The sequence below is a fragment of the Pseudarthrobacter enclensis genome (assembly GCF_001457025.1).
GTDB lineage: Bacteria > Actinomycetota > Actinomycetes > Actinomycetales > Micrococcaceae > Arthrobacter > Arthrobacter enclensis.
In genome coordinates, this window is the sequence record NZ_KQ758599.1 from 296,412 (window position 1) to 314,462 (window position 18,051).

General features: G+C 67.7%; 15 protein-coding genes. 14 read left to right on the forward strand and 1 reads right to left on the reverse strand.

What is annotated here, in order from left to right; translation table 11 throughout:
• Window positions 1-100: 100 nt before the first annotated feature.
• From AS031_RS01290 to AS031_RS01325, 8 genes are all read left to right on the forward strand, one after another.
• Entirely contained in the window at window positions 101-1,849 is a 1,749-nt protein-coding gene (locus AS031_RS01290; protein WP_058266338.1) for a DUF2334 domain-containing protein, read from the forward strand.
• Between the two features lie 191 nt (window positions 1,850-2,040).
• Window positions 2,041-3,288, forward strand: a complete 1,248-nt coding sequence (locus tag AS031_RS01295; protein ID WP_058266339.1) for a thiamine pyrophosphate-dependent dehydrogenase E1 component subunit alpha — start codon at window positions 2,041-2,043, stop codon at window positions 3,286-3,288.
• The gene (locus AS031_RS01300) at window positions 3,285-4,397 is read left to right on the forward strand and encodes an alpha-ketoacid dehydrogenase subunit beta (RefSeq protein ID WP_058266340.1); all 1,113 of its coding nucleotides are present in this window, start codon (window positions 3,285-3,287) and stop codon (window positions 4,395-4,397) included. Before AS031_RS01295 ends, AS031_RS01300 begins: the two co-directional genes overlap by 4 nt.
• Window positions 4,398-4,399: 2 nt before the next feature.
• On the forward strand, window positions 4,400-5,911 hold the full coding sequence (locus AS031_RS01305; RefSeq protein WP_058266341.1) for a dihydrolipoamide acetyltransferase family protein: 1,512 nt from the start codon (window positions 4,400-4,402) through the stop codon (window positions 5,909-5,911).
• A 373-nt stretch (window positions 5,912-6,284) separates the two neighbouring features.
• Window positions 6,285-7,247 (forward strand): carbohydrate kinase family protein, encoded by a 963-nt coding sequence (locus AS031_RS01310; protein WP_058266342.1) that lies wholly within the window; start codon window positions 6,285-6,287, stop codon window positions 7,245-7,247.
• A gap of 327 nt (window positions 7,248-7,574) precedes the next feature.
• Complete coding sequence (locus AS031_RS01315) at window positions 7,575-8,390, forward strand: MBL fold metallo-hydrolase (protein ID WP_058266343.1); 816 nt, start codon at window positions 7,575-7,577, stop codon at window positions 8,388-8,390.
• Between the two features lie 118 nt (window positions 8,391-8,508).
• Window positions 8,509-9,549: a DUF808 domain-containing protein gene (locus tag AS031_RS01320; protein ID WP_058266344.1), complete on the forward strand. Its 1,041-nt coding sequence runs from the start codon at window positions 8,509-8,511 to the stop codon at window positions 9,547-9,549.
• A 51-nt stretch (window positions 9,550-9,600) separates the two neighbouring features.
• Window positions 9,601-10,533: a lipid kinase gene (locus AS031_RS01325; protein ID WP_058266345.1), complete on the forward strand. Its 933-nt coding sequence runs from the start codon at window positions 9,601-9,603 to the stop codon at window positions 10,531-10,533.
• An 84-nt stretch (window positions 10,534-10,617) separates the two neighbouring features.
• On the opposite strand, the gene AS031_RS01330 is transcribed toward AS031_RS01325, so the two are convergent.
• Window positions 10,618-10,902, reverse strand: coding sequence for a hypothetical protein (locus tag AS031_RS01330; RefSeq protein ID WP_058266346.1), 285 nt, complete (start codon window positions 10,900-10,902; stop codon window positions 10,618-10,620).
• A 183-nt stretch (window positions 10,903-11,085) separates the two neighbouring features.
• On the opposite strand from AS031_RS01330, the gene AS031_RS01335 reads away from it, so the two are divergent.
• From AS031_RS01335 to AS031_RS01360, 6 genes are all read left to right on the forward strand, one after another.
• Entirely contained in the window at window positions 11,086-11,457 is a 372-nt protein-coding gene (locus AS031_RS01335) for a GntR family transcriptional regulator (protein WP_058266347.1), read from the forward strand.
• Between the two features lie 22 nt (window positions 11,458-11,479).
• Entirely contained in the window at window positions 11,480-12,400 is a 921-nt protein-coding gene (locus AS031_RS01340) for an ABC transporter ATP-binding protein (protein ID WP_058266348.1), read from the forward strand.
• Window positions 12,397-13,137, forward strand: a complete 741-nt coding sequence (locus AS031_RS01345) for a hypothetical protein (RefSeq protein WP_082641921.1) — start codon at window positions 12,397-12,399, stop codon at window positions 13,135-13,137. The genes AS031_RS01340 and AS031_RS01345 overlap by 4 nt, the downstream gene beginning before the upstream one ends.
• A gap of 57 nt (window positions 13,138-13,194) precedes the next feature.
• Window positions 13,195-14,052, forward strand: a complete 858-nt coding sequence (locus AS031_RS01350) for an SGNH/GDSL hydrolase family protein (protein WP_058266349.1) — start codon at window positions 13,195-13,197, stop codon at window positions 14,050-14,052.
• A gap of 805 nt (window positions 14,053-14,857) precedes the next feature.
• Window positions 14,858-15,058, forward strand: coding sequence for a three-helix bundle dimerization domain-containing protein (locus tag AS031_RS01355; RefSeq protein ID WP_058266350.1), 201 nt, complete (start codon window positions 14,858-14,860; stop codon window positions 15,056-15,058).
• Between the two features lie 139 nt (window positions 15,059-15,197).
• On the forward strand, window positions 15,198-18,044 hold the full coding sequence (locus AS031_RS01360; RefSeq protein ID WP_058266351.1) for a S8 family serine peptidase: 2,847 nt from the start codon (window positions 15,198-15,200) through the stop codon (window positions 18,042-18,044).
• The last annotated feature ends 7 nt before the right edge of the window (window positions 18,045-18,051 follow it).

Sequence of the window (18,051 nt, forward strand, 5' to 3'; positions counted from 1 at the left end):
AGTCGCCGCATGCGGGATCGACGCCGGCCAGCGGAGCCGTTACTCATACCCTCGAGGAAGATCCATGGAGAAGCAGTACCAGTTGTCCAGAAGAGGGTTCATGGGGTGGGTAATCGCCTTGGTGTCCCTGCCTCTGGTCGCCGCGGGCGTGGTGTCCGGCCTTATCGACGCCAGCCCCGTTGAAGGAGAGAACTCCCCACTCGCTCAGCGTTACACCACGGTGACGGCGTCCGGTAACAACGTGGCCGAGGGAAAGACCGCCACATTTTCTTCGCGCTTCGGACGACCGGGAGGGGCGCGCACGCTCGTGCTCTACGACGGTTCAGGTACCGCCCCGGAGGACGCCGAACTGCACGGCATTGCCGCTGGGAATCTGGCCACGCACTTCGGCGAGGCGGAGGTCGCGGTCCTGGGGGACTACACCGCAGACGAGATGGAGGACTTCGACGCCGTCATCTACCTGGGGAAGGACTCCGCGGCCACGCCGCCAGAGGCCTTCCGCGTGGACGTCCTGGAGGGCACGGTGCCCGTGCTGTGGGTGGGGCAAAACATCGATGACCTTGTCGGATCCAAGCCAGACTCGATCGCGGGGTTCGTGTCCCGATACGGCTGGAATCCCACCGCCCCTCTGATGGTAAGCAACGACCAGGTGAAATCCGTGTCGTACAAGAACCGTTCCGTTCGCCGCAGCACGCTCAACGCGGACACCGTCTACAGTCCCCGCATCGTGGACCCCGGGAAGGTCCGGACCCTTGCGACCCTCGTTTGCGGTGAACCGGAGAGCCCCCGTGCGTGTGACATTGACGGCGAACCATCGATGCCCCGACTGGCGTGGGCCGTTACCTCAGGCCACCTCACCTACTTGGCCGAGGTGCCACTCCAGGACATCGATCAGAACGACCTCTACCTGATCTTCTCGGATTTGTACTATGACCTGCTGGCGCCAGGGACGGAACCGGTGCGGCAAGCTGCCCTGCGCTTGGAGGACGTGGGCCCCGAAACCGATCCCGGTGACCTACGGAGGGTTGCCGATTACCTGCGCGATGCCGGAGTACCCTTCCAAGTGGCTGTCATGCCCGTCTACGTGGCCCGCACCCCAGACGGGGACGGCTGGTACGGACTAAGCCTGCTTGACGCACCGAAGGTGGTCGAGGCGCTGAAGTACATGCAAGCGCGTGGCGGAACACTCATCCAGCACGGCACCACCCATCAGTACGGCACGCTCGACAACCCGTACAGCGGCAAAACGGGTGAGGACTACGAGTTCTTCCGGTACGGCTGCACGGCCACCGAACGGCCACCCTACGAATTCGGGGAGTGCAAGGCCGACTCCTATATCACCAAGATCGGCCCGGTCGCCGAGGACAGTGTCGAGCAGCACGTCGTCCGGATCGAACACGGCCGGCAGGTGATGATCGAGGCCGGCCTGGGCGAACCCACGATTTTTGAGACTCCCCACTACACCGCATCCGTCAACGCACATGCCGCGATCGCGGCGGTATACAAGGCGCGGTATGAACAGTCCGACTATTACGCCGGCATGCTATCGGGCAAGAAGATCACTCCCACGTCCTACTACAGTCAATACTTCCCGTACACCGTCCACGATATCTACGGCACTACGGTGTATCCCGAGAACCTCGGCAACATCACCCAGACGGAGCAAAACAACCACGCCATCCGGGATCCGAACTACATCATCGACCGGGCCGAAGCGAACCTGGTCGTTCGGGAATCCACGGCCAGTTTCTTCTTCCATCCCTACATGAACCTCGATTTGCTCAAGCAGACGGTCGCAGGCATCAAGGATCTCGGCTACACGTTTGTCCCGGTCGGCGACCTGCGATGAGGCGGGCGGCCTGCTGAGCCATCACGCCATTTCGTCCACAACCCCTGCCCGTAACGCAGCTCACAATGACAATTCGTCTCCCGTCCCGGGTCGCTAGAAGCAACTTCTCCACGATTCCCGCTTCCAGTGGATACGAAACCTGCCACAGGTCGATACTTGGAAGGAATAGTGGCAACAGAAGGACGGGAACAATGACGATCTCCGCGAACCACACCGCCCCGGACAGGCAGGCCCCGGACACACAAGAGAACGCCCTCACCGAGGCGGTCAAGAAGTTCGGCATCACCGCCGAGGACTACATGCTCCCTGCCCGGCACCAGATCCAGATGGTGGCCCCGGACGGCAGCCTGATCCCCGAAGGCGGGCAGGGCGCCGAACCCGGCCACGAATACCCGGTCCCCGGCGATGCGGAACTGCTGGCAGCGTACGAGCAGCTCGTCGTCGGCCGCCGTGTCAACGACCAGAATTCCGCCCTGGTCCGGCAGGGCCGCATGGCGGTCTACCCGTCCAGCCACGGCCAGGAAGCCTGCCAGGTGGCCGCCGCGCTCTGCCTGTCCGACGGTGACTGGATGTTCCCCACCTACCGCGACGCCGTGGCCGTGATGACCCGCGGCGTGGACCCCGTCCAGGTGATGACCATCTTCCGTGGCGACTGGCACGGCGGGTACGACCCCCTGAAGTACAAGGTGGGCATCCAGTGCACCCCGCTGACCACCCAGCTGCTGCACGCCGTCGGGGTTGCGCACGCCGCCAAGCTCCGCGGTGAGGACACCGTGGTGCTGGCCATGTGCGGCGACGGCGCCACCAGCGAAGGCGACTTCCACGAGGCCCTCAACTTCGCCGCCGTGTTCCACCTGCCCGTCATCTTCTTCGTCCAGAACAACAAGTACGCCATCTCCGTGCCGCTGGCGCACCAGTCCGTGGCGCCGTCGCTCGCGCACAAGGCCGTGGGCTACGGCATGGCCGGCGAACGCGTGGACGGCAACGACGTCGTGGCCCTCCTCGCCGTCCTGGATCGCGCCGTTGCGCTCTGCCGGGACGGCTCCGGCCCGCTGCTGGTGGAGGCCAACACCTACCGCATGCAGGCCCATACCAACGCCGACGACGACACCCGCTACCGGGAAAGCGCCGAGGTGGCCGAGTGGCGGGCCAAGGACCCCGTCACCCGGATGCGCACCTACCTCACCGACCGCGGAATATTGGACGACGACGGCGAGGCCCGGATCCGCGAGCACGCCGAGGCGGTTGCCGCGCAGCTGCGCGAAGGCCTCGGCGAGGACGTGCCCGTGGACCCACAGGAACTCTTCCGCCACGTCTACGCCCGGCAAACCCCGCAGCTGAAGGAACAGTCCGCGTTCCTGGCTGATGAACTGGAGAGGGACGCCGCAGCTACTGATTCGGACGCAGCAGCTACTGATTCGAAGGAGGCCGGCAAGTGAGCACCACCATCACCACCTCATCCGAGGCCAACGGCAACGTTTCCGCCGCCACCGCCCGGGCAGCCGCCTCCGCCGCGGCCACCGCCGAAGCCACCGGCCCGCAGCCGGTCACCATGGCCAAGGCCCTCAACACGGCGCTCGCCGACGCCATGTCCGCCGACTCCTCCGTCCTGGTGTTCGGCGAGGACGTAGGGCTCCTGGGCGGCGTCTTCCGCATCACCGACGGGCTCACCGCCACGTTCGGCGAGCAGCGTTGCTTCGACACCCCGCTGGCCGAGTCCGGGATCGTGGGCATGGCCGTGGGCATGGCCATCAACGGGATGCGCCCGGTCATCGAGATGCAGTTCGACGCGTTCGCCTACCCGGCGTTCGAACAGATCGTCAGCCACGTGGCCAAGATGCACAACCGCACCAAGGGCATGGTCAAGCTGCCCATGGTCATCCGCATCCCGTACGGCGGCGGCATCGGGGGAGTGGAGCACCACTGCGATTCCTCCGAGTCCTACTACGCCCACACCGCCGGACTGAAGGTCTACACCCCCGCCACCGTGGCGGACGGCTACCGCATGCTCCGCGAAGCCATCGACTCCGACGACCCCGTGGTCTTCATGGAACCCAAGAAGATGTACTGGACCAAGGACTCCGTGGACCTGGTTGAGCTGCGTTCCTCCCATGAGGAACGCACGACGGCGGGACGTGGGTCCGAGGGGAGGGCCGCCGTCGCGCGTCCCGGCACCGACGCGACCCTGATCGCGTACGGCCCGTCCGTGCCCACCGCCCTGGCCGCCGCCGAAGCCGCCGCGCTGGAGGGGCGCTCGCTGGAAGTGATCGACGTGCGGACCATCGTCCCGTTCGACGACGACACCGTGTGTGAGTCCGTCCGCAGGACCGGGCGGGCCGTGGTGATCGCCGAGGCGCACGGGTTCGCGTCCTTGTCCTCCGAGATCGTGGCCCGGGTGCAGGAGCGCTGCTTCCACCACCTGGCCGCCCCGATCCGCCGCGTGACCGGTTTCGACGTCCCGTATCCGGCGCCCAAACTCGAGAAGTATTACCTGCCCGGCGTGGACCGCATCCTCGACGCCGTTGACGACCTTCAGTGGGAGGACTGACCATGAGCGAACCGCGCGTGTTTTTGCTGCCTGACCTGGGCGAAGGCCTGACCGAGGCCGAGCTGGTGTCCTGGCACGTCTCCGTGGGGGACACCATCGCCGTGGACCAGCCGATCGCCGAGGTGGAGACCGCGAAGTCCGCCGTCGAGGTGCCCTCCCCCTACGCCGGCATCGTGGCCGAGCTGCACGGGAAGCCGGGGGAGACCCTGGACGTGGGTAAGCCGCTGATCTCGGTGACGCCGCTTTCGTCTGGCTCTGTGGCCGCCGCGGATGATGCCGCCCCCGCCCCTTCGCCGGACGGCAATGCTGCAAGCAGCATGCCGTCCGGCTCCGACAGGCCCGATGCCACTCCCGGGGCGGCATCATCCGCGGCGGCTGAGGCGGAAGCGTACCGGGAGGAAGAAAAAGCCGGATCTGGAAATGTCCTCATCGGCTACGGCACCCCCGGCGGCCACGGGGTTGCCAAGCGTACCCGCGCCCGCAAGTCTTCTGTATCGGTGGTTGAGCCTGTCGAAACCAAGCTGTCCAAGGAAGACGAACTCGCCCTGCTGCGTACCCGGGTTCCCGGCAAGCTGGGTGCCGTGATCTCTCCGCTGGTCCGGCGAATGGCTAAGGAACACGGCGTGGACCTGGGCGCGCTGCACGGCTCGGGGGAGAGCGGCCTGATCATGCGCCGTGACGTGGAGGCTGCGATCTCCGCACCTGTGGCTGCCCCGGTGGTTGAGCCTGCCGAAGCCGCACCCAGCCCGGCGGTTGAGCCGGTCGAGACACGGTCCGTCAACAGCCAGGACCGCGACGTCCGCACCGGCCTGCCCATTGCCTCCCGCACCCCGGTCCGCGGCGTGCGCAAGGCAGTGGCTGCGAACATGGCCCGCAGCCGTGCGGAGATCCCCGAGGCGACGGTGTGGGTGGACGTTGACGCCACCGGCCTGCTGGAGCTCCGCCAGGGCATGAAGGCCAACGGTACCGAGGTTCCGGGTCTGCTGGCGTTCATCGCCCGTTTTGTCACAGCCGGGCTAAAAAAGTACCCGGAGCTGAACACCCGGATCGAGACGGCGGAGGACGGCTCGCAGGAGATAGTCGGGTTCGACGGCGTCAACCTGGGCATCGCGGCCCAGACGGACCGGGGCCTGGTGGTCCCGTCCGTCCGCGGCGCCGAGAAGATGAGTGCCCGCGAACTGGACGCCGAGCTCCGCCGGCTGACCGACGTCGCACGCCAGGGCAAGGCGACCCCGACCGAACTGGGCGGCGGCACCTTCACGCTGAACAACTACGGCGTGTTCGGCGTCGACGGGTCCGCGGCGATCATCAACCACCCGGAGGTGGCGATCCTCGGCGTCGGCCGGATCATCGACAAGCCCTGGGTGGTCAACGGCGAACTGGCGGTCCGCAAGGTCACGGAGCTGACCCTCACGTTCGACCACCGGGTCTGCGACGGCGGCACCGCGGCAGGCTTCCTCCGCTTCGTAGCTGACGCGATAGAAAACCCGCAGAGCCTCCTGGTAGACATCTAACCGGTCCATCCGGGTGGTTGAGCCTGTCGACACTGCACTGGATTTCGACGCGCGTATTCGTGACTCACGCGCATAAGCGGTGGCGCTAGGCAGATCTGCGTAGCGCCACCGCCTTTGCGCATCGAGAACGGAGACCGGCGTCGGGGTGGGGCAGATACCAGCGGGCGGGAGGCCACCGCAAGAGGGACCTGCATGTGTTGAGGGACGTATGGGCGGTCTCCCGTGGCTAACCCGGAGTGGCGTGTTGCTTGACACGTCCAGGGCTGGACCCTAGGTTGGCGACAAAACGTTTTTCCAAAATTCGACGTCAGCTACCGGAGCGACGGAGCAGGGTATCTGTCGCCGCGCCTCACGGCGGCCAGGAAAGGTCCGAATGCCAGCCCTCCAGAACCCGCACCGCGGCCCCGAACCCGCCTACGACGTCATTGTGGTGGGCGAGGCGCTCGTGGACATTGTCGTCTCCCCGCACGGCACAGTGGAGCACCCCGGCGGCTCACCCGCGAACGTCGCCTACGGCCTGGCCCGGCTGGGCGTGGACACCGGCCTGCTGACTTCGATCGGCGGCGACCACCATGCCGACGCCATCAGCCGGCACCTGGAAAGCGCCGGAGTCCGGCTGCTGCCCGGCTCCCGGGGCGACGGCCCCACAGCCACCGCCACCGCGGTGCTGGCCTCCGACGGGTCCGCCCGGTACGACTTCGACATCCGCTGGGCTCTGCCCGCAACAGCGCCGGCCACCCTCCCCAAGATCCTGCACACCGGCTCGATTGCCAGCTTCCTGGCGCCGGGCGCGGCAGTGGTCCGGGACCTGCTGGAGCAGTCGCACCGGCGCTGCATGGTCACCTACGATCCCAACATCCGCCCCGCATTGCTGGGCAGCCACGCCGAAGCGCTGGCCCTCTTCGAGGACCTGGTCCAGTTCACCGACGCCGTGAAACTCAGCGACGAGGACGCGCGGTGGCTCTACCCGCAGCTGACCCTGGAAGAGGCCTCCCGGCGGATCCTGGATCTGGGCGCCGCTCTGGTGGCCGTCACCGCCGGCGCCGAGGGGTCCCTGCTGGCCACCAGGGAAGCACAGGTCTCCGTCCCAGCGGTGCGGTCCGCCGTCGCGGACACCATCGGCGCCGGCGACTCGTACATGTCCGCCCTGGTGTACGGGCTCCTCATGCGCGGCGCCGACGGGATGGCGCCATCCGTCCTGGAATCGCTGGGCCGGATGGCCGCCAAGGCCGCAGCCATCACTGTGCGCCGGCCCGGTGCCAACCCGCCCACGCTGGAGGAACTCCGGTCGGACCTTGCGCAGCATGCGCCGTCAGCTGAGCCGGTAGGCAGCTAGGCCGCAAGGGCACGGATTTCCAGACGCCATCGAAGGCAACGCCGTGCTTGACGATGCGGCCCGGCAGCCCACCCTCCTGGACTGCCCGCTGGTGGTCCGCGATTCCGTGGCCGCCCCCGGAGCCTGACTTTCGAGTCGCATGCCCGTTTTCGACGCGCGTCCTCGATGGCGCGGCCCCTATATCGGGTGCGCCATCGAGCGTGCGCGTCGAAAACGACGGCGGCTGTCGATGGGGCCCGCGGGTTATGACAGGCCCCGCCAAGCGGCCGTGGGTACAATCGACCACTACACGAACGCACACTGCTTTGCCGGAGGTACGGAGAAACAATGTCGGAATGGCTTGAAGTCGGCGCGGACAACTATGTGCTGGTGACCGAAGGGTCCCTGCTCAACACCGGGCTGGTGGTGGGATCCGAGCGGGCCATGGTGATCGATACCGGCTGCGGTCCCCGCCAGGGCAAGGAAATCCTGGCCGCGGTGCGCGAGAAGACCCAGCTGCCGCTCGTCGTCGTCAATACCCACGCGCACTACGACCACTTCTTCGGCAACGCCGTGTTCGCGGCGGACGGGGTGACCGAGTTCTGGGCGCACCAGAACTGCGCCACCGAGATCGATGAGCGCGGCGACCTGCAGCGCCGCCATGTGGGCACCCTGGAACCGGAAATGTCCACCGGCGAGGGCGAAAACGTTGAACTGGTGGTGCCAAACGCCATTGTCAAAGACCAGCCCGTGCTGGTGGACCTGGGCGGCCTGACCGCCACGCTCTTCTATCTGGGCCGCGGCCACACTGACGGCGACCTGCTGGTGGGCACCCCCACCACCCTGTACGTGGGTGACCTCGTGGAACAGGGCGCCCACCCGTCCTTCGAGGACTCCTACCCCGAGGAATGGGCGGACGCGCTCCGGCACATCTCGGCGCTGCGGCACCGGTACGAGTTCCTGATCCCCGGCCACGGCAAGCCCTGCAGCGACCAGTTCGTCAAGACCATGGCCAATACCCTGACCACCGCCGTCCGGCAGGCCCGCCAGTCCATCCGCGACACCCCGGACGACGCCACCAAGGCCATCCCGGTGCTGCCCTACGGCCCCGAACAGTCACGCTGGTTCATCAAGCGGCTGCAGGAGACGCACCGGGACCACTAGGGCCCGCAGCAGCACCCCGGGACGCGCCGAGGACATACACTCGCAGTATGCCGATCATCAGCCTCAGCCGTGACCTGCTTCCGCTTCAGCCTGCCCTGGTGCAGGACGGGGGTGCCCTGTGAGCGGCGGACTCGTTGCCCTGCTGGACGACATCGCGGCCCTGGCCCGCATCGCGGCGGCGTCCGTGGATGACGTGGCCGCCGGAGCCGCCAAGGCGGGCGCCAAGGCCGCCGGCGTGGTGATCGACGACGCCGCCGTCACCCCGCAGTACGTCTCCGGCGCGGACCCCTCCCGTGAACTGCCCATGATCAAGAAGATCTTCTGGGGTTCGCTGCGGAACAAGCTCCTGTTCATCCTGCCGGCGCTGCTGCTGATCAGCGCCTTCATTCCGTGGATCATCCCGTTCATCCTCATGCTGGGCGGCACCTACCTCTGCTACGAGGGCGCCGAGAAGGTGTGGCACAAACTCCGCGGCCACCACACCGCGGAGGAGGACTCGCCGGCGGTGGACCGGGGACCGGGCGCCGAAGCCAAAGTGGTCAAGGGCGCCATCACCACCGACTTCATCCTGTCCTGCGAGATCATGGTCATCGCCATGAACGAGGTCCCGGACGCCTCCCTCTGGCTGCGGGCGCTGATCCTGGTGGTGGTGGCCATCGTCATCACCATCGCCGTGTACGGGGCCGTGGCCCTGATCGTCAAGATGGACGACGTCGGCATCCACCTGGCCCGGAAGGAATCCGCAGGTTCCCAGCGGCTGGGCAACCTGCTGGTCCGCGGCATGCCGGCAGTGCTGGGCGCCATCACGTTCATCGGCACCATCGCGATGCTGTGGGTGGGCGGCCACATCATGCTGCAGGGCTCGCACGACCTCGGCTGGCACGCCCCGTACGACCTGGTCCACGCCCTGGAGCACCCGTTCGCGGACATCGCCGTGGTGGGCGGCTTCCTGGCCTGGCTGGTGAACACCCTCTGCTCCGCCGTCGTCGGCATCATCTGGGGCCTGGTGATCATGGCCATCCTGAACCCGCTGCTGAAGGTCCTGCCGTTTGGCAAGAAGGACGGCGAGCACGAGCCCGGCGACCACCGGGCAGCCGCAGCCGGGCACGCACCGGCGGGGCACACCCCCACCAATCACGACGGCGACTCCGCCCGGTAGCGTCCGGCGCATGCAGGAATCTCCCAGCCCCGTCCGCCTACCATGGTCCCCATGAAGGCTGCCCGCGACTCACGCTCCGCCGCCCTGGTGGTCAACGCCGGGGCGCGGCTGGGCGCGTCAGCCCCGGACCTGGCCTCCGGCATCCTCGAACAGGCCGGCCTGCCGGTGGCCGCGGTGCACCGCATCTCCTCCGGAGCGGAGTTGCCCGGGATCCTGGAACGGGTGGTGGACGACGGGCACGACCTCGTCATTGTGGGCGGCGGCGACGGCACCGTGTCCTATGCGGCGGGCCGGCTCGCCGGGACCGGCACCGTGCTGGGCGTCCTTCCCCTGGGCACGGCGAACGACCTTGCCCGCACGCTGGAAATCCCCGCCAACCTGGGCCAGGCGTGCGCCGCGCTCGCCGACGGCAAGGTGGTGGACATCGACCTGGGCCGGGCCAACGGCCACCCGTTCCTCAATGTCGCGTCCGTGGGCCTGTCCGTGGGGGTGACCGAAACGCTCAGCCCGCGGCTGAAGCGGTCCCTGGGCCCGCTGGCCTACGGTGTGGCGGCTGTCCGCGCCTACGCCCGGCACAAGCCCTTCCGGGCCCGGCTCGAGTTTCCGGACGGGGACCACGAAACCCTGGACCTAGAGAACATGCTGCAGGTGGCCGTGGGGAACGGCCGGCACTACGGCGGCGGCAACGCCGTCTCGCCCACCGCGGGAATCGATGACCACACCCTGGACGTGTACGCCATCCCCGGGGCGCCGCTGCGCGAGCACATGCGGATTGCGCGGCTGCTCAAGGACGGCAGCTTCGTGGAGCGCGAGGGCGTCTACCACCTGACCACCCAGCGGGTCCGGCTGGTCACCGATCCGCCGCTGCCGGTGAACCTCGACGGCGAGATTGCCACCGCCACGCCCGCCGACTTCGCCATCGACCGCAACGCCGTCCACGTCGTGGTGCCGCAGGGCAGCACCGCCGCGTCCCTCGACGGCTAGCAGCGAAGCCGCCGCGGACCACCCGCGCCCGCAACGCTCCGGACGGGGACGACGGCGGCCGCGTGCCGCCGTCGTCCGCTGTCCTTAAACGGGGGAGCCGAAGCCGTCCGCGGCCAGCAGCGCGTCCAGTTGGGCGGACTGGTGCGCCGCGAAGGCCCTGTCCGCGTTGGCTTTGGTGCTGGCAAGGACGGGTATTTCCAGGGCAGCGTTGCAGCCCCGGCAGCGGATCTCGTGAGTCCACACCCAGCTGTAGGCAGGGTGTGAAATCCGGACCTGCTGGGAGGCCGCGGTGATCGCTTCCGTCTGCAGCGCAAAGTGCGCCGCGTCCCCGTTGCTGAGGCTGGTACCAATTCCGATGTCGATGCTCATCGTCGCCTCTTTACCGTTTGTGCCGGATGGTGCTGTTGACAGTAGTGGCTGCGGGCCGGCGGGGGAACTGCCGCCAGGTTACGGTTTGGCTACCCTTCAGTAGCTCCCCGTCCGCCCTTGACGTTGCCCTGGTTCCATGGTTATTTAGTCAAGTAACTAACCAAAGAGCCGGAAGGTCGCTCAATGGATGAAGGCAAACCGCTGTTCGTGCAGATCGCCGAGCAGGTGGAGGAATCGATCCTCGACGGGAGCATCGCCGAAGAGGCGCAGGCCCCGTCGACGAACGAGCTTGCTGTCTTCCACCGCATCAACCCGGCCACCGCGGCCAAGGGCGTGAACATGCTCGTGGACAAAGGCGTGCTGTACAAGCGCAGGGGCATCGGGATGTTCGTCTCCCCGGGTGCCCGCGAACTCCTCCTCAAGGAGCGGCGCAACGACTTCGCGCTGCGGTACGTGCAGCCCCTCCTTGCGGAAGCACAAAGGATCGGGCTTGGCCCCGACGACGTCGCGGACCTGATCCGCACAGGTGCCGGCGCAACACCGGCACAACCATGAACCTGCCAGATTGAAGGACCCGATGAACTCCGTAATACAGGTCAGGAACCTCACCAAGAGATACAAGGACGCCGTTGCGCTGGACGATGTCAGCTTCGACATCGAAAAGGACGCCATCTACGGGCTGCTGGGACGCAACGGCGCGGGCAAGACCACGGCCATGTCCATCCTCACCGCCCAGAACCTGCCCACCAGCGGGGAGGTGCGCGTCTTCGGGGAGAACCCCTATGAGAATGCCCGCGTCCTCAGCCGGCTGTGCTTTGTCCGGGAAAGCCAGAAGTACCCGGACGATGCCAATCCCCGGCACGCGTTCGCGGCGGCCCGGCTGTTCTTCCCGCGATGGGACCAGGGCCTGGCCGAGGAGCTGATCGACGACTTCCAGATCCCGCTGAAACGGACCATCAAGAAACTCTCCCGCGGGCAGCTCTCCGCCGTGGGCGTGGTAATTGGCCTGGCGTCCCGGGCTGAGGTCACCTTCTTCGACGAGCCGTATCTGGGCCTGGATGCCGTGGCGCGGCAGATCTTCTACGACCGGCTGCTGGCGGACTACGCCGAGTTCCCCCGGACCATCCTGCTGTCCAGCCACCTGATCGACGAGGTCTCCAACCTCATCGAGCGGGTGCTCCTGATCGACGCCGGCAGGATCCTCATGGACGAATCCGCCGAGGACGCCCGCTCCCTGGCCACCAACGTGGTGGGCGACGCCGCCGCGGTGGACCGCGCGGTCAACGGCCGGGAAGTCATCCACCGCGAAAGCCTGGGCCGGGTCACCTCGGTGACGTTCCTAGGCCGCCCCGAGGCATCCGAACGGGCCGCGATGGCCGCCCAGGGCCTCGAATTCGCGCCGGTATCCCTCCAGCAGCTTATTGTGCGCCTTACCCAGCAGCGGTCCGCCGGCCGCGACCGTTCACCGGCGGAGTCCCAGGAAGGAAGCCTCCGATGACAACCCTCAACCCCGGAGCCGCGATGGACCACGAGGTTCCCCGCAACCGCCTGCTCAACGTGGTTCGCCTGCAGTTCGTAAACACCCAGACCTTCGTGGTGGTGCCCGCCCTGGTGCTGGGCGGTGCCTGGCTGATCTCCATGCTCATCTTCTGGGTCATCGGCGGCGCCGGCGTGGACGGCGTCAAAGCCGGCGGCGGCTCGCAGGCGCCGCTCTGGTACTTCCTGGCCATCGGCATCCAGGCCATGACCATGACCTTCCCGTTCTCCCAGGCCATGAGCCTGACCCGCCGCGAGTTCTTCATCGGCTCGCTGGCCGCTGCGGCAGTCAGCGGATTCGGCATGGCCCTGGTGTTCGTCCTCCTGGGCCTGTTCGAGCAGGCCACCGGCGGGTATGGCATCAACGGCTACTTCGCCTACCTGGAATGGATCTGGGTGGCCGGCCCCTTTGCCGCCGGCCTGACGTACTTCACTGCCACGCTTTTCTTCTTCACCATCGGGTTCTGGTTCGCCACCATCTTCAAGCGGTTCGGCGCCCTGGGGCTCACCACGGCACTGCTCGGCCTCGGGCTGGTGCTCGTGGGCCTGGTGGCCCTGGCCACCTTTCAGCAGGCGTGGCCGTCCGTGGGCCGGTGGTTCACCGAAACCGGCAGCCTGGGCCTGACCCTCTGGGGCCTGCTGCTCACCGGGATCCTGGCAGTGGGCTCCTACCTGACACTGCGCCGGATGCCCGCCTAGGGAGGACCGGCGTGCGGCCAGGCCCGTGCGCGGGGCAGTGGCACGTAAAATGTCCGGGTGAGGGGAAACGGTCGGCGCCCGGGCGCGCCTGCGGGGGAGTGGATCAAGTACGCGGCGCTGGTGGTGCTGGCGGTTGCCGCTTTTGGCGTCGCTGCCCTGGCGCTGCTGAACCCCAACGGCTTGGGCGCTCCCGAATCCGGGGATACGGAGCCCGCTGCAGTCAGTACGCAGGTTGCCGCCACTCCCACTGCCACAGCCACCGCGTCGGCTTCTGCCACGGCCTCGCCGGCGGCCAGTACTCCCGCCGCGCAGCCGCGAATCGAACTGCCGGCCAACCCGGTGCTGTTGATCATGGGTGACTCGTACACGTTCGGTGACGGAGCGGACCAGCCCGAGGAAGGCTGGGCCTACCAGGTGGCCGACTCCCTGGGGTATCCCACCAACATCGACGGCCGTGGCGGCACCGGGTTCGCGTGGGGCGGCGGCGCCCGCGACGACCAGGGCGGCGAGTATGAAGTCCGGCTGCGGCAGACCGCAGCCGCCAACCCGGCGTTCATGCCGAACCTCCTGATCCTCCAGGGCGGCCAGAACGACGCCCAGGCTGACTCCGGGGAAGTCACCGCAGCCACCCGGCAGACCATCGAGGCCGCCCGCAGGTTCTGGCCGGGAGTGCAGGTGGTGGTGATGGGGCCGTCGGCTCCGCAGCCCCTGGCCGGGGACCTGCGCGAGGTCAACAACGCCGTCCGGGCCGGCGCCGACGCGGCCCATGCCCCGTTCATCGACGCCATCGCCGCGGGCTGGTTCACGGATGCCAACAGCCCGGGATTCGACGCCGACGGCGCCCATCCCAACAGTGCCGGGCACGCCTACATCGCCGGGAAATTCCTGGAGTCCTGGGCCGAGCTCACCAGATAGCCGCAGCTGGGCGGGAAACCCCGCGGGGGATATCGGTACCGCGGGGAGTCCTTGCCCCAGCCGTACCCCGGAAATTCCCGCCCAAACAGGCGTTGCCGCTGGTCAGCCGAGTACCACCAAGTGGGGCAGGGCTTGGCGGACGCGGAAAATGACGTAATGGCTACTGGTGCAGCGGGGCGCCCGGAACGGTTTTACTGTGAAAGTACCGGCGGCGCCGGGCCCGTCCGTGAGACCGCCGGGCCCACTGCCCGGAAGGCGCCGCCGGTACCCCGCCAACGCTTCCCTCGGTGAAACTGAGGTGCCCGGACCGCGAAAAGCTGACCTGCCGCCGTCGTGCGCGGTGTGACGTGTGGGGGCCGGCGACTATTGCGGATCGACGTTGATCCGCCGCCTCCGCCACCGGCCCCTGCCTGGAAAGTTGGAGTGCTTGGCGGCGCCGTGTACTCAACGCCGCCAGGCTAGAGACCATCGGACATATCCGACTTAAGGCGCGGGCTGACTGGGCCTCAGTTCCCAGCTGCACCCCCATGCGCTCCCGGCCTTTGACAACACTGTGGCCTGCCAGGCTCAACATCGGCGCTGGAAACGATCAAGAAAGCCTCAAGACTCCCCGAGTTTCCAGGGGTCGCTCAGGGGCGGATTCCTGCGCTGGAGCCTCCGGAAAGCCAGTCCAGCGCCGCCACCACATGGGCCTGGACGCCCATGATGCGCGTCGAAATCCGGAACCGGCGCGCATCGCTTCTGTGGCTGCTCCGCGCCGCAGTCAAGTCTTGTTCTCCGGACCTCGATGCCGGATCCTGTCCCGATGGGAGTCAGCGAAGAAGTGCGGGCCATGTCCGCTGTGGTGGACCGCCTCGCCGCAAAGCACCCGGACGTTGCCCGCCGGGTGATTGAAGACGTGGTGCAGGATGAGCACCGGTCCTTGGACGCGGGCAGGCTCAGGGACTTCGTTCCCGTCCTAGTGGAGCACGCGGCCCGGGACCGCCTCCGCACACTGCATGACTAATGGGGAAGGGCCGCCCGTAATGGACTTCCAATTGTCAATTTGATGGCTATACTCAGGGCGGGGGTCAGCTGGTGATTCCCGGCTGTCCGTGCCAGGCCCCTCGTTCGGGGCCCGCGCCCGTCTCAAGGATGCCCCGCCCATGTTCAACCACCGGCCCTTCACTGCCGCTGCCCTCGCACTCGCCACTGCCCTCGCCGGTGCGGCACTGACCGCACTTCCCGCCCAGGCCGCCCACACCGGCGCCGGACTTCGCCCGGCCGTGCAGTTGCCCGCCGTCGACCTTCCCGAGCCTGCGGACCTGCCCTTGCGGGACCCACAACCCCAGCCGGCAGCGGACGCCGTGCCAACCGACCAGTTCATCGTGGGGCTCAAGAACCGGGGCGGCATCGCCTCCGAAGCCGCCGTGACGGCACAAGCGGCACGCTCCGCAGCGGGCAAGCTGGGCATCGCCGCACAGTACGTGCGGGGCACAGCCACCGGTGCGCAGGTGGTCAAGACCAGCAAGGCCCTTCCGGGCGCCGACGCGAACGCTTTCCTGGCGGCACTTCGCTCCAGCCCCGACGTTGCCTACGCGGAACCGGACACCATTGTCCAGGCGGCGGCCGTGGCCCCCAACGACCCCTGGTACCCGCTGCAGTGGGCACTCTGGGAGGACAATGTGGGTATCCGCGCGCCCGGAGCCTGGGACTACAACCGGGGCGAGGGCGCCATCGTGGCAGTGGTGGACAGCGGCATCACCTATCACTCGGACCTGGCCGCCAACGTCCTGGGCGGTTACGACATGCTGTCCGAACCCGCTTGGGCACGTGACGGAGACGGCCGGGACCCCAACCCGCAGGACCAGGGCGACTGGTCGGCAGAGGGCGAATGCGGTGCCGGGTCCCCGGCGTCCCGGTCCTCGTGGCACGGCACGCACGTGGCCGGAACCATCGCGGCCCTCGCCAATAACAACGAGGGCGTCAGCGGTGCAGCCCCCGCGGCCAAGGTCCTCCCCATCCGCGCCCTCGGCTCCTGCGGCGGGTATGTGTCCGACGTTGCCGACTCCATCATCTGGGCAGCCGGCGGAGCCGTGGCAGGCGTGCCGGCCAACCCGAACCGCGCCCACGTCATCAACCTCAGCCTGGGCGGAGTGGCCTCCTGCTCCATCACCGAGCAGAACGCCATCAACTTCGCCCACGACGCCGGAGCCACAGTGGTTGCCGCCGCAGGCAACGGTGCACGTCCGGCAGCGGACGTAACCCCGGCCAACTGCCAGCACACCATTGCCGTGGCAGCCTCCGGGCCCGACGGGGCTCGCGCCTCCTACTCCAACTTCGGTGCCGCCGTGGACATCACGGCACCCGGTGGTGACATGGACGCCGACTACCGGTACGGCATCCTCTCCACCTCCAACTACGGCTCCACCGTGCGCGACGCCGAAGCCTACGAGTACGTTGAAGGCACCTCGACTGCCGCTCCGTTCGTGTCAGCGGTCGCGGCCATGCTCATGTCCGAGGTGGGCAGCACCTACACGCCGGACATGGTGGAAGCCCGGCTCAAAGCCACGGCACGGCCCCTCCTGGGCAGCGGCTGCCCCGTAGGCTGCGGCGCCGGCCTGCTTGACGCCGCCAAGGCCCTGGCCTTGACGTCAGCAGACCTGCCGGCGAACACCGTCATCCCTGCTGCAGTGACGTTCTCCGACAAGGACGGCACCGCCGATGACACCTTCACCGTGCCGGAATCGCAGGGCGTCGAGTACGTCCGTGACGGGAACGTCCTTCCAGCAGGTCCCCACGCAGGGGCGGGAAATGTCAGCATCTTCGCACGCTCACTTCCGGGCTACACGCTGATGGCCGGTGCCACAGCCCAGTGGTTCCATACCTACGCCACCACTTCCGCTCCGGTGGCCGGTTCCCTGATCACCGTCACCCCGTTCCGGGCCCTCGACACCCGGACCAGTTCCATCGTGGCCAAGGACTCCACGGTCTCCTTCCAGGTGGCAGGGCGCAACGGCATCCCGGCCAAGGTCTCAGCGGTGGTGTTCAACCTGACCGTGGCTGAAGCCCGGTCCTTCGGCTTCGTGACCGCCTACGCCTCCGGGACGCAGCGTCCGGACGCTTCCAACCTGAACTTCGACAAGGGGCAGATCGTCGCCAACTCCGTCACCGTCCCTGTGGGTGCCGACGGGAAGGTGACACTTTTCAACAGGTCCGCCGGAGCCACGCACCTCATTGCGGACATTTCCGGCTACTACCGCGAAGGGATCCCGACGGCGGCAGGCGCCTTCCAGCCCATCGCGCCCAAGCGGTTCCTGGACACCCGCAGCACCACCGCCGTCGCCCCTGATACCGCCCGGGCCTTCCAGGTGGCAGGCGCCAACGGATTGCCCGCCACTGTCTCCGCCGTCGTGCTGAACCTGACGGTGGCGGAAGCAAAGTCCTTCGGCTTCGTCACCGCGTATCCCACAGGGGTCAACCGGCCGGACGCCTCCAACATCAACTTCGCCGCCGGGCAGATCATCCCCAACTCCGTGACCGTCCCCGTGGGTCCCGACGGGAAAGTGATGCTCTACAACCGTTCCAACGGTGCCACCCACCTGATCGCGGACGTCTCCGGCTACTACCTGTCCGGAACCCCGACGGCGGGCGGCACCTTCCAGCCGCTGCCCGCACCGACGCGCTTCCTGGACACCCGCTCGGGTTACCCGGTCTCGCCGGACCAGGCAACATCCTTCCAGGCTGCCCGGGAGCACGGCGTTCCCGAAGGTGCCCCCGCGATGGTGCTGAACCTCACCGTGGCGCAGGCGACGTCGAACGGTTTTGCCACCGCCTACCCGATGGCGGCAACCCGTCCGGACATCTCGAGCGTCAACTTCGACAAGGGCCAGATCGTTGCAAACTCGGTGACCACCCCGATCGGCCAGTTCGGAAGAGTCGCCCTCTTCAACCGGTCAGCCGGGTCCACGCACCTGATCGCGGACGTCTCCGGATACTTCCTTCCGGGCTGATTTACAC

Excerpts from the sequence above, each read along its gene's own strand:
- AS031_RS01290 (WP_058266338.1), top strand. The coding sequence starts at position 101 with ATGGGGTGGGTAATCGCCTTGGTGTCCCTGCCTCTGGTCGCCGCGGGC.
- AS031_RS01295 (WP_058266339.1), top strand. The coding sequence starts at position 2,041 with ATGACGATCTCCGCGAACCACACCGCCCCGGACAGGCAGGCCCCGGAC.
- AS031_RS01305 (WP_058266341.1), top strand. The coding sequence starts at position 4,400 with ATGAGCGAACCGCGCGTGTTTTTGCTGCCTGACCTGGGCGAAGGCCTG.
- AS031_RS01310 (WP_058266342.1), top strand. The coding sequence starts at position 6,285 with ATGCCAGCCCTCCAGAACCCGCACCGCGGCCCCGAACCCGCCTACGAC.
- AS031_RS01315 (WP_058266343.1), top strand. The coding sequence starts at position 7,575 with ATGTCGGAATGGCTTGAAGTCGGCGCGGACAACTATGTGCTGGTGACC.
- AS031_RS01325 (WP_058266345.1), top strand. The coding sequence starts at position 9,601 with ATGAAGGCTGCCCGCGACTCACGCTCCGCCGCCCTGGTGGTCAACGCC.
- AS031_RS01330 (WP_058266346.1), bottom strand. The coding sequence starts at position 10,902 with ATGAGCATCGACATCGGAATTGGTACCAGCCTCAGCAACGGGGACGCG.
- AS031_RS01335 (WP_058266347.1), top strand. The coding sequence starts at position 11,086 with ATGGATGAAGGCAAACCGCTGTTCGTGCAGATCGCCGAGCAGGTGGAG.
- AS031_RS01340 (WP_058266348.1), top strand. The coding sequence starts at position 11,480 with ATGAACTCCGTAATACAGGTCAGGAACCTCACCAAGAGATACAAGGAC.
- AS031_RS01345 (WP_082641921.1), top strand. The coding sequence starts at position 12,397 with ATGACAACCCTCAACCCCGGAGCCGCGATGGACCACGAGGTTCCCCGC.
- AS031_RS01355 (WP_058266350.1), top strand. The coding sequence starts at position 14,858 with ATGGGAGTCAGCGAAGAAGTGCGGGCCATGTCCGCTGTGGTGGACCGC.
- AS031_RS01360 (WP_058266351.1), top strand. The coding sequence starts at position 15,198 with ATGTTCAACCACCGGCCCTTCACTGCCGCTGCCCTCGCACTCGCCACT.